Genomic DNA, 14,315 nt, shown 5'->3' with positions numbered 1-14,315 from the left:
GCGCACACCAGCGCGTGCGGGCCGTCCGCCCCGGCGCCCAGCGCCTCGCGGAGCGCCGCGACCGCCATGTCGCGCTGCCAGCCCCGGTCGGCGGTCAGGACCGCGTGGAACTCGCGCGAGAGGTCGGCGCCCGCCTTCGCCTCCTCGGCCAGCAGGACCCCGATCCGGGCGGCGACCTCCATGGCCGCCTCCAGCTGGCCGGCGTCGGGGCCGGGCGGGGCGCCCGGGCCGGGCTCGGCATCGAGCAGCCAGACGTACCCCTGGACGATCCCCCCGTAGCGCACCGGCAGGCAGATCCGCCCCCGGAAGACCCCGGCCTCGGGCGTCGCCGGGATGCGCACCGGGCCGGTGGCGCGGGTGATCCCGAAGTCCTCGAACCAGGCCCGGACGGCCGGGGTGGACTGCCGGGTCAGGATCGAGCGGGTGCGCACGGGGTCCATCGCGAGATCGTCGTCGCTGTCGTGCGCGCCGAAGGCGATGAGGCGGAAGTCCCGGTTCTCCAGGGTCGCGGGCGCGCCCAGCAGCGCCGAGATCTCGTCCACCAGGTCCTGGTAATCGCCCTTCACCCGGTCATTCTCCCACCCGGCGGCCGCGTCCTCAGACATCTGTATGAGATCCGGGACACGGATGCGTGACAGCTGTCGATGGCAGACGATCGTGGAGATCCTTAGGTTTCACGGTGGTTCTACTTGCGTTCCTTTTACGGCCACACCCTTCACTGGCGATGTGTCCGGCCTTCACTTCTGCCACCCGTTGGAGGTGCCCCGTGCTGGGTCCCGCGATCCTCGCCGCCTCGCGCAGCGACAAGATGCGCCGAATCGTCTCTGCCGCCCCGGTGACCAAGCCCGTGGTCAACCGCTTCATCCCGGGTGAGACGGTCGACCAGGTCATCCCGATCGTCTCGGACCTCACGGCCAAGGGCCTGGAGGTCACCCTCGACGTGGTGGGTGAGGACATCACCACCGTGGAGCAGTCCTACGCCGCCCGGGACGCCTACCTGGAGCTGATCGACCGCCTGAAGGACCTGGAGCTGGGCGAGCGGGCCGAGATGTCGGTCAAGCTGTCGATGTTCGGCCAGGCGCTGGAGGGCGGCCACGAGCTCGCCCTCGCCAACGTCCGCCCCGTCGTCGAGGCCGCCGCCGCCATCGGCACCACCGTCACCCTGGACGCCGAGGACCACACCACCCTCGACTCGATGTTCGCCATCCACGAGGAGCTGCGGAAGGACTTCCCGCAGACCGGCTGCGTGATCCAGGCCTACCTCTTCCGCACCGAGGCCGACGCCCGCCGCCTGGCCGCCGCCGGCAGCCGCGTCCGCATCGTCAAGGGCGCCTACAAGGAGCCGGCCGAGGTCGCGTACCAGGACAAGGGCGAGATCGACAAGGCGTACGTCCGCATCCTCAAGATCCTGATGGAGGGCGAGGGCTACCCGATGATCGGGTCGCACGACCCGCGCCTGATCGCCATCACGCAGGAGCTCGCCCGCAAGGCGGGGCGCAAACTGGACGAGTACGAATTCCAGATGCTCTACGGCATCCGCAGCGAGGAGCACCTCCGGCTCGCCGCCGAGGGCCACCGGATGCGGGTCTACACCGCGTACGGGACCGACTGGTACGGCTACTTCATGCGCCGCCTCGCGGAGAAGCCGGCCAACCTGCTCTTCTTCGTCCGCTCGATGATCACCAAGAACTAGGTCAAGGAGTTACAAGACTCATGGACGCTGTGACCCAGGTCCCCGCTCCGGTCAACGAGCCGGTCCACTCGTACGCCCCCGGCAGCGCCGAGCGCGCCCGCCTGGAGGCCCAGCTGAAGCTGCTGGCCGAGAACCCGATCGAACTGCCGATGACGATCAACGGCGAGAAGCGGATGGGCGCCGGCGAGCGCTTCGACGTGGTGCAGCCGCACGACCACCGGTCGGTCATCGGCACCTACGCCAACGCCACCCAGGACGACGCGCGCGACGCGATCGAGGCCGCCCTCGCCGCCGCCCCGGCCTGGCGCGCCATGGCCTTCGACGACCGCGCCGCGATCATCCTGCGCGCCGCCGAGCTGCTGGCCGGCCCGTGGCGCGAGAAGCTCGCCGCCTCCACCATGCTGGGCCAGTCCAAGACCGCCCAGCAGGCCGAGATCGACACCCCGTGCGAGCTCGTCGACTTCTGGCGCTTCAACGTGCACTTCGCCCGGCAGATCCTCGCCGAGCAGCCGGTCGCGAACTCCGCCGGCGTGTGGAACCGCAGCGACCACCGCCCGCTGGAGGGCTTCGTCTACGCGATCACGCCGTTCAACTTCACGGCCATCGCCGGTAACCTGCCCACCGCCCCCGCCCTGATGGGCAACGTGGTGGTCTGGAAACCGTCCCCGACCCAGACCCACTCCGCGGTCCTCCTCATGGAGCTGCTGGAGGAGGCCGGCCTGCCCAAGGGCGTCATCAACCTCGTCACCGGTGACGGCATCGCCGTCTCCGAGGTCGCCCTGGAGCACCCCGAGCTCGCCGGCATCCACTTCACCGGCTCGACCAAGACCTTCCAGTACCTGTGGAAGACGGTCGGCAACAACATCGAGAAGTACAAGTCCTACCCGCGCCTGGTCGGCGAGACCGGCGGCAAGGACTTCGTCGTCGCCCACCCGAGCGCCGACCGCGCGATCCTGAAGACCGCGCTGACCCGCGGCTCCTTCGAGTTCCAGGGCCAGAAGTGCTCGGCGTCCTCGCGCGCCTACATCCCGGCCTCCATCTGGAACGACGGCTTCAAGGAGCAGTTCGCGGCCGAGGTCGACGGCCTGACCATGGGCTCGGTCACCGACCTGTCGAACTTCATCGGCGCCGTCATCGACGAGCGCGCCTTCGCCAAGAACAAGGCCGCGATCGACCGCGCCAAGGCGGACCCGACCTGCACGATCGTCGCCGGCGGCACGTACGACGACTCCGAGGGCTACTTCGTGCGCCCCACCGTCATCGAGTGCTCCGACCCGGAGAACGAGGTCTTCACGACCGAGTACTTCGGCCCGATCCTCGCGGTCCACGTCTACGACGACGCCGAGTACGACGCGATGCTGGAGCAGATGGAGTCCGTCTCGGCGTACGCCCTGACCGGCTCCGTCATCGCCGGTGACCGCTACGCGGCCGCGCACACGATGGACAAGCTCCGCTTCGCCGCGGGCAACTTCTACATCAACGACAAGTCGACCGGCGCCGTCGTCGGCCAGCAGCCCTTCGGCGGCGGCCGCGCCTCGGGCACGAACGACAAGGCCGGTGCCGCGTCGAACCTGCTGCGCTGGACCTCGACCCGCTCCATCAAGGAGACCCTGGTCCCGCCGACCGAGTACGGCTACCCGCACATGGGCTGACCACCCCCGCCGAACCCCGCCCCCGCTCCGGTACCCCCAAGTCCGGAGCGGGGGCGGTTCCAATTCCCGGCGGTCTCCATTTCCCGGGGCGGCGCGGACCGGGGCGGGTCGGGGCGGGTCCGCGCGGACCGGGTCGGGTCCGGTCGGGGCGGGGCCGCGGGCGGGTCAGACCTCGACCATGACCTGGTCCAGGGACTTGCGGACCAGGTCGGGGACCTCGCAGTCGTCGGCCGGGTAGCCCACCGGGACGACCGCGAAGGCCTTCTCGTTCTCCGGGCGGTTCAGGACGTGGGAGAGGAAGCGCATCGGGCTCGGGGTGTGGACCAGGGCCGCGAGGCCGCTCAGGTGCAGGGCCGACAGCAGCATGCCGACCGCGATCCCGACCGACTCGTCCACGTAGTAGTGCTTGCGCTTGCTGCCGTCCGGGCCCAGCCAGTACCGCTGCTGGAAGACCACGATCAGCGCCGGGGCGTCCGTGAGGTGGGTCTTGACGGAGTCCGTGCCGAGCGGGCGCAGCGCGGCGAGCCACTCGTCGCCGAGCCGGCCGTCGTAGGAGATCTGCTCCTCCTGCTCGGCCGCCGCCCGGATCTGCCGGCGCACCGCCGGGTCCTTGACCAGGACGAAGGTCCACGGCTGCTGGTGCGCGCCGGACGGCGCGGTCGCGGCGCACGCGATGGCGTCGCGCACCACCTGGTCGGGGACGGGGTCCGGGGAGAACTGCCGCACGGTGCGCCGCTCGTCCATCCGGGCCCGCAACTCGGCGGCCCGGGCGAGCGATTCGCTGCTCGGCATGCGGTCGGGGCGGTACGCGACGGGGCGGTAGGGCTCGCCGTGCGTGGGGGTCCACTGCTGGGTGCTGGGCGACATGGGCCGAGTGTGCCGAGGCGGAGCCCTTTCCGGCCAGATGCGCGTCGGCCGAACCGTGGCGGAGGGAGACTGGTTGCATGACCGATACACGGACACGACTGGTGCACACGGCGCAGCTGACCGACGACGAGCTGAAGGAGATCCGCGCCCTCCTCGACGAGGCCTTCGACGGCGACTTCGGCGACGAGGACTTCGAGCACGGAATCGGCGGGATGCACGCCCTCGTGTCCGAGGCGGGCCGGCTCGTCGCCCACGGCAGCGTCGTGCAGCGCCGTGTCGTGCACGGCGGCCGGGCCCTGCGCACCGGCTACGTCGAGGCCGTCGCCGTCCGCGCCGGCCACCGCCGGCAGGGCCACGGGGGACGGGTCATGGCGGCCCTGGAGGAGGTGATCGGGCGGGCGTACGTCCTCGGGGCGCTGTCCGCCTCCGACGAGGGCGCCGCCCTGTACACGGGCCGGGGCTGGCGCGTGTGGGGCGGCCGGATCGGCGCGCTGTCCCCCCAGGGCCCGGTCCGGCTGGCGGAGGAGGAGGGCTCCACGTACGTGTGGACGCCGCCCGGCCGGGCCCTGCCGGACCCGGCCGGTCAGCTCTTCTTCGACTGGCGCGACGGCGACGTGCTGTAGGTGAGGGGCTCCGGTCGGCGTCAGGAGCCCGAGACGCTCGGGGCGCCCGTCTCGATGTGGCCGGTGTAGCGGCGCGACCAGGTGCCGTCGATGTCGGCCAGGATCGTGAAGTCGTACCAGCCCTTGGTGTACGCGACCGCGTTGAAGAAGTCCTCGCGGGAGGAGTTCGCCGGGACCGTGTAGGTCCATGGGCCGTCCGTGCGGTAGGCGTTGGAGCGGATGGTGAAGGTCACCGGGCCGGACGAGGTGTTGGTCATCTTGAACCAGACGGCCGTCTTCCCGGTGCCCGACTCCACGCCGTAGCGGGCCGCCACCTCGATCGCCCGGCCCGCCTTGGACGCGTCGCCGATGAAGCGCCGCAGGAAGCGGTTCGGCCCGTACATCGAGATGTCGTACTTGCCGGAGCCGTGCCCCAGGCCGATGCTGAACCAGTCCGAGGCGCTGCCGCCCGGGTCGACCGTGTACTGCCAGGCGGCGGTGTCCCGGTACTGGTGCGGGTGGATCGAGAAGTGGGCCGGCCGGGTGGCCTGCGCGCCCTGGTTGGTCATCGAGAACCAGGCCAGGATCTTGCCCGCCTCGCCGAACTCCAGCCGGTCCAGGTTGCCGCCCACCTGATAGGGCAGGGCCCGGGCCGGGCGGGTGCCCGGTTCCTGGGCCGGCAGGGCGTTGTCCTGCGGGACCGGGTTGGGCAGCGGCGCGCACGTGCCCTGGCCGATGACCTTGGCGGTGGAGGGCAGGTTCGCCGGGACGCCGTAGACGGGGCGGGCGAAGTCGAAGACGCCGGTGAGGTCGCCGACGACCCTGCGGCGCCAGGCGCTGATGTTCGGGCACAGGGCCGGGGTGCCCAGGGCGGTGGACCACGTCTCCATGAAGCGCAGCACGGAGGTGTGGTCGAAGACCTCCGAGCTCACCCAGCCGCCGCGGGTCCACGGCGACATCACCAGCATCGGCACCCGGAAGCCGAGGCCGACCGGCAGGCCGTCGAGGTACTCGCCCGGGGTGCCGGGCGGGGCTGTGGGCGGCGGCACGTGGTCGAAGAAGCCGTCGTTCTCGTCGTAGTTGAGGAAGAGCACGGTGGAGTCGAAGACCTCGGGGTCGGCGGCGAGCGCCCGGTACACCAGGTCCACGAAGTGGGCGCCGTCGCCGGGCGGGGCGTAGGGGTGCTCGGAGAACGCCTCGTTCGCCACCACCCACGAGACCTGCGGCAGGGTGCCCGCGACCACGTCGGCGCGGATCGCGGCGGCGATGTCGTCGGGGGTGGAGCCGGTGACCTTCGGGACCGAGCCCATGCCGCGGTCCCACAGCGGGTTCCCGGGCGCGGCGTCGGTGAACTTCTTGAAGTACGCCAGACCGTTGTCGCCGTAGTTGTCCTGGGCGTTCTGGTAGACCTTCCAGCTCATCCCGGCCCGCTGGAGCGCCTCCGCGTACGTCTCCCAGGTCAGCCCCGACTCCTCGCCGCCGTCCTTGCTGGAGCCGTCGATCGTGCCGCTCCACAGGAAGGTGCGGTTCGGGCCGGTGGCGCTGAGGGCGGAGCAGAAGTACGCGTCGCAGACCGTGTAGTGGTCGGCCAGTGCGTAGTGGAACGGGATGTCGCCGCGGTCCAGGAAGCCGAGGGTGCGGTTGTTGCCGACACCCATGACCCAGTTGTCCATCCGGCCCTTGTTCCAGGCGGCGTGCTGCGAGGTCCAGCTGTGCGGCAGGTCGCCGTTGCACTGGGCGAGGGTCTCGCCGTCCGCGCCGCCCGCCGGCGGGGTGGCGGACAGCTTCCACGGGTAGCGCCGGCCGACCCAGTCGGGCTGGTTGAACGTGCCCCAGCCGCCCGGGATGTTGCCGGCCGCGCGGTCGCCGAAGCCGCGCACCCCCTTCAGTCTGCCGAAGTAGTGGTCGAAGCTGCGGTTCTCCTGCATGAGGATCACCACGTGCTTGACGTCGCGGATCGTACCGGTGGCGGTGGCCGCCGCTGTCGACGCGGCCGCCGGGGCGGCGGGCAGGGCTGCTCCCGCCACGAGCCCGGCCCCCAGTCCCGCGCCGATCCCCACGAATCCCCTGCGGCTGATGGGAGTCATGACCCGCCCTTCGTCACGCGTGCCCCAGCGGCACGTCGAGGCAAGGGTGGGGGAGGGGGCCGTAAAGGTCTAGATCCGTGCAGTAATCCTTGGGTTAACTTCCGGTGGCCGCTTCGGACGGCTCCGCGGCACCCACCCGGACCAGCGTCTTCCCGGTGTTCCCGCCGTGCAGCATGTCGATGAAGGCCGCCACGGTCCGGTCGAATCCCTGGGAGATCGTGGCGTCGGAGCGCACCGCGCCGGTCCGCAGGTGCGGGACGAGGAACTCCTCCAGCTCGTCCTGGAGATTGGTGTGGTGGCGGACCAATACCCCTTCCATGCGCAGCGACTTGTGGACGACCTCGAACAGGTTGCGGGGCGCGGCCGGCGAACGGTCGCCGTTGTACATGGAGATCGCCCCCACCCAGGCGATCCGCCCGAACTCGCGCAGGTGCTCGATCGCGCCCTCCAGGTGCTCCCCGCCCACGTTGTCCACGTACACGTCGATCCCGTCCGGGGCGGCGGCCGCGAGCTGCTCGGCGACCGGCCCGTCGTGGTAGTCGAAGGCGGCGTCGAAGCCCAGCTCCCGTGTCAGGTGGTCCACCTTGGCCGCCGAGCCGGCGCTGCCGACGATCCGGCGCGCGCCCAGCAGCCGCGCGATGTGCGCGGTGGCCGTCCCCACCCCGCCCGCGGCCGCGGACACGAACAGGTCCTCGCCGGCCCGCAGCTTCGCGGTCCGGGTGAGCGCCGCGTACGCGGTCAGGCCGGTGCCGCCCAGGATGCCGAGGTATGCGTCCAGCGGGACGCCCGCCCAGCCGCGCAGCTTGCGGGCGCCGCCCACGCCGGCGGTGACGACCGCGTGGGTGCGCCAGCCCTCGCGGTGGAAGACCAGGTCGCCCTCGGCGAGCTGCGGGTCGCGCGAGGCGACGACCCGGCCCACCGAGCGGCCCTCCAGCGGGGCGTTCAGCTCGAAGCCGTCCGGGCCGCCGTCCATCATTCCGCGGTGGTACGGGTCCACGGACAGGTAGAGGTTCTCGACCACGGCGGTGCCGGGCGCGGGGGAGGGGACGGGGAGCTCGACGTAGCGGAAGTCGCCGGGCTCGGGGAAGCCGGCCGGGCGGGCGATCTGGTGGACGGCGTATGCGGTCTCGGTCATGACGCAGACGCTAGGAAGGAATCCCCGGGCCGGGCAGGGGGTTGGGCTCATGGAAGCCGCACATCCATGAAAACTGCTCATAGAACGAGGTGGGAGCCCCGTGGCCGAGCTCGCCCCGCAGGAACTCCGGGTCCTGGTCGCCGTCGCCGACTCCGGCGGATTTTCCGCCGCCGCAGCCGCGCTGGGCCTGACCCAGTCCGCCGTCTCGCACTCGGTGCGCGGCATCGAGGGCAAGGTCGGCACGGTGCTCTTCGAGCGCGGCCGCGCCGGGGCACGGCCGACGCCGGCCGGCGAGCGGGCCGTCGCCCACGCCCGCCGCATCCTGCGGATGTACGAGGTCCTGGCCGCCGAGGCCCGCGGCGCCGCCCGCGGGACGGTGGCGGGCCCGCTGCGGATCGCCGCCTTCCGCAGCGCCGCCCTGCACCTGCTGCCCCCGGCCCTGGAGCGGCTCACCGTCCGCCATCCGGACATCACGCCCGAGGTACGGGTGGTGCGCGAGCTGGGCGCCGGCACCGCCGGCGAGGTCGCCGCGGGCCGGGCCGACCTCGGCATCGCCACGCTCGGCGGCTCCGCCGAGGTGCCGGCGGGGCTGCTGTCGGGCGTCGTCGTCGAGGAGCCGTACGCCCTGGTGCACCCGGCCGGCCACCCCGACCCGCGCTCGCTGCCGCTGGTGGACTGGGACGAGAACTGCGGCTCCTACACCCGCGACTGGTGGCGCGGCCAGGACTGGATCCCGCGGGCCACGGTCAAGGCCGAGGACGACGGGATGGTGCTGGCCATGGTGGAGCGGGGCCTGGGCATGGCGATCATGCCGGCGCTGTCCCTGAACGGAGCAACGGACGCGGTGCAGATCGAGGACCTGGGGCCGGGGCGCCCGACCCGGTCGGTGGGCTACGTGACCACCCGCGAGCAGGCCGGCTCGCGGGCCGTCCAGGCCCTGATCAGAGAGCTGCGGGCGCAGCGGGAGCCGGTGGCGGGCCGGCTCGGCGAGGGGGCCGCCGGATGACCGTCGGGATGACCGTCCGGGTGATCGCCGTCTCAGATAGTAGGAAGTCCGAGTAATTGCGCAGACATACAGCGTGCGCTGCCCTAGCGTTGTAGGAGCCGAACGTCTCGCCGATCCGGCGAATGGCGGCCGTGAGCGCGCGCACCCGCGCAGGCAACCCCTGCGGCGCCCCGCTCCCCGCCCCTTCCGGCGCCTTGAAGGAACCCCTCATCCGTGGCCCCGCCACGCCGTGATCTCAAGGAGTCGATCACCATGCACACCACCACGCCCGCCCGCCGCGTCCGCCACTCCTCCTCCGCCGACGCCGACCGCAAGAACGCCGCCGCCGCACTCCAGCGGGCCCTGGACCGCCGCGACAACGGCGGCGCGACCGGCCACTGACGGCCGGCAGGCCCCGTCGCCCCGACAGCCGACACGTCAGATCCCGGTCGCCCGACACGCCAGACCCGTCGCCCCGACACGTCACGTCCGGATAATGGACAAGAAGTGTCAGGGGCTGGGACAGAGAGTACGGTGCCGACATGGCGCACAGCATCAATCTCGCAGTGATCCCCGGTGACGGCATCGGCCAGGAAGTGGTGGCTCAGGGCCTCAAGGTCCTCACCGCGGTCCTGCCGCAGGACGTGAAGCTGGAGACCAAGGAATACGACCTCGGCGCCCGCCGCTGGCACCGGACCGGGGAGACCCTCCCCGACGCGGAGCTGGAGGCCCTCCGGCACCACGACGCGATCCTGCTGGGCGCCATCGGCGACCCGTCGGTGCCGTCGGGCGTGCTGGAGCGGGGCCTGCTGCTCAAGCTGCGCTTCGCCTTCGACCACTTCATCAACCTGCGGCCCTCGAAGCTGTTCCCCAACACCGCCACCCCGCTGGCCGGCCGCCCGGACATCGACTTCGTCGTCGTCCGCGAGGGCACCGAGGGCCCGTACACCGGCAACGGCGGCTCGCTGCGCACCGGCACCCCCGCCGAGGTGGCCACCGAGGTCAGCGTCAACACGGCCTACGGCGTGGAGCGCGTGGTCCGCGACGCCTACGAGCGGGCCAACTCCCGTCCCCGCAAGAAGCTGACGCTGGTCCACAAGAACAACGTCCTCGTCTACGCGGGGCACATGTGGAAGAACATCTTCGACAAGGTCGGCCAGGAGTACCCCGAGGTCACCACCGACTACCTGCACGTCGACGCGGCGACCATCTTCTTCGTCACCCAGCCCGAGCGCTTCGACGTCATCGTCACGGACAACCTCTTCGGTGACATCCTCACCGACCTGGCCGCGGCCGTGACCGGCGGCATCGGCCTCGCCGCCTCCGGGAACATCAACCCGACCGGCGCCTTCCCGTCCATGTTCGAGCCCGTCCACGGCTCCGCCCCGGACATCGCCGGCACCGGCAAGGCCGACCCGACCGCGACGATCCTCTCGGTCGCCCTCCTGCTGCGCCACCTGGGCCACGAGGCCGAGGCCGCCCGCATCGAGGACGCGGTCACCGCCGACCTGGCCGAGCGCGACGGCACCTTCCGCACGACCGACCAGATCGGCGACGCCCTCGCCGCACGCGTAGCCGGCTGACCCGGCAGCTCCACCCGCAGGAAGCCGCCGGGCCCCTCCGACACCCGGCGGCTTTTCCTGTGCGGCCCCGGGTGCCACCATCTCCCCTGGGCCGCTACTCCCCGTTTCTCCGGACCGACCCCGCGCGCGATAATCGAACGCGAGGCCGCGGAATACGGGGAAGCTCGGACGTCCTAGTACGCCGTGAGCGCGGTCCGCCCTACCCAACCGGTGAAGGACAAGCACTCATGACGACGCCCACGATCGAGCTCAAGCCCTCCTCGAACCCGCTGTCCGCCGCGGAGCGCGAGGCGATCCTGGCCAGCCCCGGATTCGGCCGCCACTTCACCGACCACATGGTGACGATCAAGTGGACCGAGGGGCGCGGCTGGCACGACGCGGAGCTGGTCCCCTACGCCCCGCTGTCCATCGACCCGGCGAACATGACGCTGCACTACGCGCAGACGATCTTCGAGGGGCTCAAGGCGTACAAGCAGCCCGACGGCACCGTCGCCACCTTCCGCCCGCAGGCCAACGCCGAGCGCTTCCAGGCCTCCGCCCGCCGGATGGCCATGCCGGAGCTGCCCACCGAGCTGTTCATCGCCGCCTGCGACGCCCTCATCCAGCAGGACCGCGCCTGGGTCCCGGACTCCGGCGAGGCCTCGCTCTACCTGCGCCCGTTCATGTTCGCCAGCGAGGTCGGCCTGGGCGTGCGCCCGGCCAACGAGTTCCTGTTCATGGTCATCGCCTCGCCGGCGGGCGCGTACTTCCCCGGTGGCGTCAAGCCCGTCTCCGTCTGGCTCTCCGAGGAGTACGTCCGCGCGGTCAAGGGCGGCACGGGTGCGGCCAAGACCGGCGGCAACTACGCGGCCTCGCTCGTCGCCCAGGCCCAGGCCGCCGAGCACGGCTGCGACCAGGTGGTGTGGCTGGACGCCGTCGAGCACCGCTGGATCGAGGAGATGGGCGGCATGAACCTGTACTTCGTGTACGGCGACCGCATCGTCACCCCCGAGCTCACCGGCTCGCTGCTGCCCGGCATCACCCGCGACTCGCTCCTCACCATCGCCCGCGACCTCGGCTACACCGCCGAGGAGGGACGTATCTCCACCGAGGACTGGAAGCGCGACAACGAGAACGGCACCCTCACCGAGGTCTTCGCCTGCGGCACCGCCGCCGTCATCACCCCGGTCGGCTCGGTGAAGTCCGAGCGTGCGAACTGGACCCAGGGCGACGGGCAGCCGGGCGAGGTCACCATGCGGCTCCGCAAGGCCCTGCTGGACCTCCAGACCGGCCGCAGCGCCGACACCCACGGCTGGATGCACCCCCTCGGCTGAGGCACCCGCCGTCCGCCCGCGGACATGACGAAGGCCCGCATCCCGGAAGCGTCGAGCGTCCGGGGTGCGGGCCTTCGCGTGTTCTTGCTCGTGCTGTCAGTCCATGGCCACCGCGACCTCGCGGACCGGCGCGGTCCGGAAGGTCAGCGCCGTGTGGACCAGGCCGCCGGCCAGCCCCGACAGGACGAAGCTGCAGTCCACCCCGCCGGTCAGGGCCAGCAGCGGCCCCTCGTACAGCGGTGTCGACACGGCGGCCAGGCCGACCGCCGCGCCGATCGCCCAGGAGGCGGTGGCGCGCAGGTTCCACCCGGCGCTGTACCAGTAGACGCCGCCACGGGCCCGGCGGTTGAACACCTGGAGCGCGTCCGCGTCGTACTCCCCGCGGCAGCGCAGGTGGCCGATCAGGGTGATGACCGCCCAGGGGGTGCCCACGGCCGTCAGCAGCAGGACGAAGGAGGTCATCGCGGACTGCGCGTCCCACGCGAAGGAGCCGAGGAAGACGAAGCCGGTGGCGGCGGCCGCGGCCACCAGGGTGGCCGTGGTGCGGGTGGCCCTCGGGACGATCGCGTCGAGGTCCAGGCCCATGGAGTACAGCATCAGGCCGGCGTTGCCCACCGAGCCGGCCGCGGCGGCCGCCAGCAGCGGGACCAGGTACCAGAAGGGCGAGGCCGCCACCAGCGGCCCGGCGTAGTCCGCGCCCGCCCGGGCGGCCAGCGCCGTCCAGGTGCCGAACAGCTGCGGCACCAGCAGGCCGGCCAGCAGGCCCAGGCAGGTGGCCCGCAGGACCGTGCGGGAGCTGTGCCGGGCGGGGGAGATGTAGCGGGTGTAGTCGCCGAGCAGGGTGATGAAGGCGACGGGGCCGCTGAGCCCCGCGGCGACGGCGGCCAGCAGCCAGGTGGGCCAGAACGAGCCGAGCAGGTACGCGGTGTCCGGCGGGGCGGCGGTGGTGAAGTCGCCGGCGTAGGCGAACACGCCGACGAGCAGCAGGGCGACCATGCCGACGGACAGGACCTTGCTCATGCGCAGCAGCAGCCGGTAGCCGAAGACGGCCCCGACGACGGTGCACACGGCCAGCACCCCGTACATCACGGCCCGCGACACGCCGGTGTCGGGCAGCCCGGTGAGCCGCGCGAGCACCCCGACCATGACGTCCCCGCCGATCCAGAGCGTGAGCGCGGTGTAGCCGAGCGAGAGCAGCAGGCCGACCACGGAGCCGACGAGCCGGCCGCGTACGCCGAACACCGCGCCGCTGGAGGTGGACAGGTTGGTCGCCGTACGCAGCGACACCAGGGCCAGCGGCGCGGTGAACGCGATGCCGACGAGGGTTCCGGCCACGATGGCGGTGACCGACGGCCACCAGCCCAGCCCGAAGGACGGGGGCAGCCAGCCGAAGACGATCACACCGAGGCAGAGGTTCGAGCCGAGCAGGATCGAGACGAGGTCGCGAGGACCGCTGGTGCGCTCCTCGTCGGGGATGGTGTCGACTCCGCGCTGTTCTATGGGCATGGGGGACTCCCGGGTCCGGGGGCGAGGCATGGCGGGGGTGACGGGGGGTAGCGAGCCTGGGGGAGCTCTCTTTGAGCGACACTCAATGTGACCCACTCCGTGCTCCCGGGTCAATGGTTCCTTGACGGGAGATGAAGGTTTAGAGTGATGCTCTAAAGCTTGGACCTTGGAGGTGGATGTCGTGCGGCTGACCCCTACGGAGCGCGACCGGCTGCTGCTCTTCGGAGCGGCGGAACTGGCCCGGGCCCGCCGTGCCCGCGGCCTCAGGCTCAACGTCCCGGAGGCCACCGCGCTGATCGCGGACACCGTCTGCGAGGCGGCCCGCGACGGCAAGCGCCTGGCCGAGGCCATCGAGGCCGCCCGCAGCGTGCTCGGCCCGGACGACGTCCTGCCCGGTGTGGCCGACGTGGTCACCGAGGTGCACGTCGAGGCCGTCTTCGACGACGGCTCCCGGCTGGCCGTGGTCTCCGCGCCCATCCGCGGCACGACGGGCCTGGGAGAGGACGCCCCCGGCGCGGTCGTGCCGGGACCGGCGTCCCCGGACCCGGAGCCCGCGCTGCGGCTGACCGTGCGCAACACCGCGGCCGTACCGGTCAGCGTGACCTCGCACTTCCACTTCTTCGAGGCCAACCCGCGGCTGGACTTCGACCGCCCCGCCGCCTACGGCATGCGGCTGTGCGTGCCCGCCGGCTCCTCCGTGCGCTTCGACCCGGGCGCCGAGGCCGAGATCGGCCTGGTGCCGATCGGCGGCGACCGCATCGCCATCGGCTTCGCGGGCCTGGTCGACGGCCCGCTGGACGCGCCCGGCGCCAAGGACGAGGCCCTGCGCCGCGCCGCCGCCTGCGGCTACCTCGGCGCGGGCGCCACGGACGGCGCGGGCGCGACGCACGGC

The 14,315-nt window shown here is 72.1% G+C and carries 12 protein-coding genes and 1 pseudogene; 8 read left to right on the top strand and 5 right to left on the bottom strand.

Annotated features, from left to right (window positions below):
* Positions 1-566, bottom strand: a pseudogene (locus GPJ59_RS23510) (PucR family transcriptional regulator); the annotation flags it as partial.
* Between the two features lie 200 nt (positions 567-766).
* Between GPJ59_RS23510 and GPJ59_RS23505 the strand changes: the two are divergent.
* Positions 767-1,693, top strand: coding sequence for a proline dehydrogenase family protein (locus GPJ59_RS23505; protein ID WP_219669520.1), 927 nt, complete (start codon positions 767-769; stop codon positions 1,691-1,693).
* 20 nt (positions 1,694-1,713) lie between these two features.
* Complete coding sequence (gene pruA / locus GPJ59_RS23500) at positions 1,714-3,345, top strand: L-glutamate gamma-semialdehyde dehydrogenase (protein WP_219669519.1); 1,632 nt, start codon at positions 1,714-1,716, stop codon at positions 3,343-3,345.
* Positions 3,346-3,510: 165 nt separating this feature from the next.
* Here the strand turns inward: pruA and GPJ59_RS23495 are convergent, their stop codons facing one another.
* On the bottom strand, positions 3,511-4,212 hold the full coding sequence (locus GPJ59_RS23495) for a nitroreductase family protein (RefSeq protein WP_219669518.1): 702 nt from the start codon (positions 4,210-4,212) through the stop codon (positions 3,511-3,513).
* 77 nt (positions 4,213-4,289) lie between these two features.
* On the opposite strand from GPJ59_RS23495, the gene GPJ59_RS23490 reads away from it, so the two are divergent.
* Entirely contained in the window at positions 4,290-4,835 is a 546-nt protein-coding gene (locus tag GPJ59_RS23490) for a GNAT family N-acetyltransferase (protein WP_219669517.1), read from the top strand.
* Between the two features lie 20 nt (positions 4,836-4,855).
* Here GPJ59_RS23490 and GPJ59_RS23485 read toward each other — a convergent pair whose 3' ends face one another.
* Both GPJ59_RS23485 and GPJ59_RS23480 read right to left on the bottom strand, forming a co-directional pair.
* Complete coding sequence (locus GPJ59_RS23485) at positions 4,856-6,901, bottom strand: phosphocholine-specific phospholipase C (RefSeq protein ID WP_219669516.1); 2,046 nt, start codon at positions 6,899-6,901, stop codon at positions 4,856-4,858.
* A gap of 94 nt (positions 6,902-6,995) precedes the next feature.
* Positions 6,996-8,036 carry an NADP-dependent oxidoreductase gene (locus GPJ59_RS23480; protein ID WP_219669515.1) on the bottom strand — a complete coding sequence of 347 codons (1,041 nt, stop codon included), beginning with the start codon at positions 8,034-8,036 and terminating at the stop codon, positions 6,996-6,998.
* Positions 8,037-8,136: 100 nt separating this feature from the next.
* On the opposite strand from GPJ59_RS23480, the gene GPJ59_RS23475 reads away from it, so the two are divergent.
* The 4 genes from GPJ59_RS23475 to GPJ59_RS23460 all read left to right on the top strand — a co-directional run bounded on the left by GPJ59_RS23475 (position 8,137) and on the right by GPJ59_RS23460 (position 11,917).
* Complete coding sequence (locus GPJ59_RS23475; RefSeq protein ID WP_219669514.1) at positions 8,137-9,042, top strand: LysR family transcriptional regulator; 906 nt, start codon at positions 8,137-8,139, stop codon at positions 9,040-9,042.
* Between the two features lie 213 nt (positions 9,043-9,255).
* Complete coding sequence (locus GPJ59_RS23470) at positions 9,256-9,423, top strand: hypothetical protein (RefSeq protein ID WP_219669521.1); 168 nt, start codon at positions 9,256-9,258, stop codon at positions 9,421-9,423.
* Positions 9,424-9,563: 140 nt separating this feature from the next.
* Positions 9,564-10,604 carry a 3-isopropylmalate dehydrogenase gene (locus tag GPJ59_RS23465; protein ID WP_219669513.1) on the top strand — a complete coding sequence of 347 codons (1,041 nt, stop codon included), beginning with the start codon at positions 9,564-9,566 and terminating at the stop codon, positions 10,602-10,604.
* 227 nt (positions 10,605-10,831) lie between these two features.
* Complete coding sequence (locus GPJ59_RS23460; RefSeq protein WP_219669512.1) at positions 10,832-11,917, top strand: branched-chain amino acid aminotransferase; 1,086 nt, start codon at positions 10,832-10,834, stop codon at positions 11,915-11,917.
* Positions 11,918-12,013: 96 nt separating this feature from the next.
* Here GPJ59_RS23460 and GPJ59_RS23455 read toward each other — a convergent pair whose 3' ends face one another.
* Entirely contained in the window at positions 12,014-13,423 is a 1,410-nt protein-coding gene (locus tag GPJ59_RS23455) for a cytosine permease (protein ID WP_219669511.1), read from the bottom strand.
* 181 nt (positions 13,424-13,604) lie between these two features.
* Between GPJ59_RS23455 and ureA the strand changes: the two genes are divergently transcribed.
* Positions 13,605-14,315: urease subunit gamma (gene ureA / locus GPJ59_RS23450; protein WP_219669510.1), on the top strand; the 711-nt coding region annotated here is incomplete at its 3' end.

This window comes from Streptomyces bambusae (assembly GCF_019400985.1).
In the GTDB taxonomy this organism is placed as follows: domain Bacteria; phylum Actinomycetota; class Actinomycetes; order Streptomycetales; family Streptomycetaceae; genus Streptomyces; species Streptomyces bambusae_A.
The sequence above is the reverse complement of the archived record's forward strand: the minus strand, read 5'-3'. Positions and strand labels throughout refer to the sequence as shown.

Bases quoted from the DNA above. Each gene is read 5' to 3' on its own strand.
- GPJ59_RS23455 (WP_219669511.1), bottom strand. From the start codon at position 13,423: ATGCCCATAGAACAGCGCGGAGTCGACACCATCCCCGACGAGGAGCGC.
- GPJ59_RS23495 (WP_219669518.1), bottom strand. From the start codon at position 4,212: ATGTCGCCCAGCACCCAGCAGTGGACCCCCACGCACGGCGAGCCCTAC.
- GPJ59_RS23465 (WP_219669513.1), top strand. From the start codon at position 9,564: ATGGCGCACAGCATCAATCTCGCAGTGATCCCCGGTGACGGCATCGGC.
- GPJ59_RS23485 (WP_219669516.1), bottom strand. From the start codon at position 6,901: ATGACTCCCATCAGCCGCAGGGGATTCGTGGGGATCGGCGCGGGACTG.
- pruA (WP_219669519.1), top strand. From the start codon at position 1,714: ATGGACGCTGTGACCCAGGTCCCCGCTCCGGTCAACGAGCCGGTCCAC.
- GPJ59_RS23480 (WP_219669515.1), bottom strand. From the start codon at position 8,036: ATGACCGAGACCGCATACGCCGTCCACCAGATCGCCCGCCCGGCCGGC.
- GPJ59_RS23460 (WP_219669512.1), top strand. From the start codon at position 10,832: ATGACGACGCCCACGATCGAGCTCAAGCCCTCCTCGAACCCGCTGTCC.
- GPJ59_RS23490 (WP_219669517.1), top strand. From the start codon at position 4,290: ATGACCGATACACGGACACGACTGGTGCACACGGCGCAGCTGACCGAC.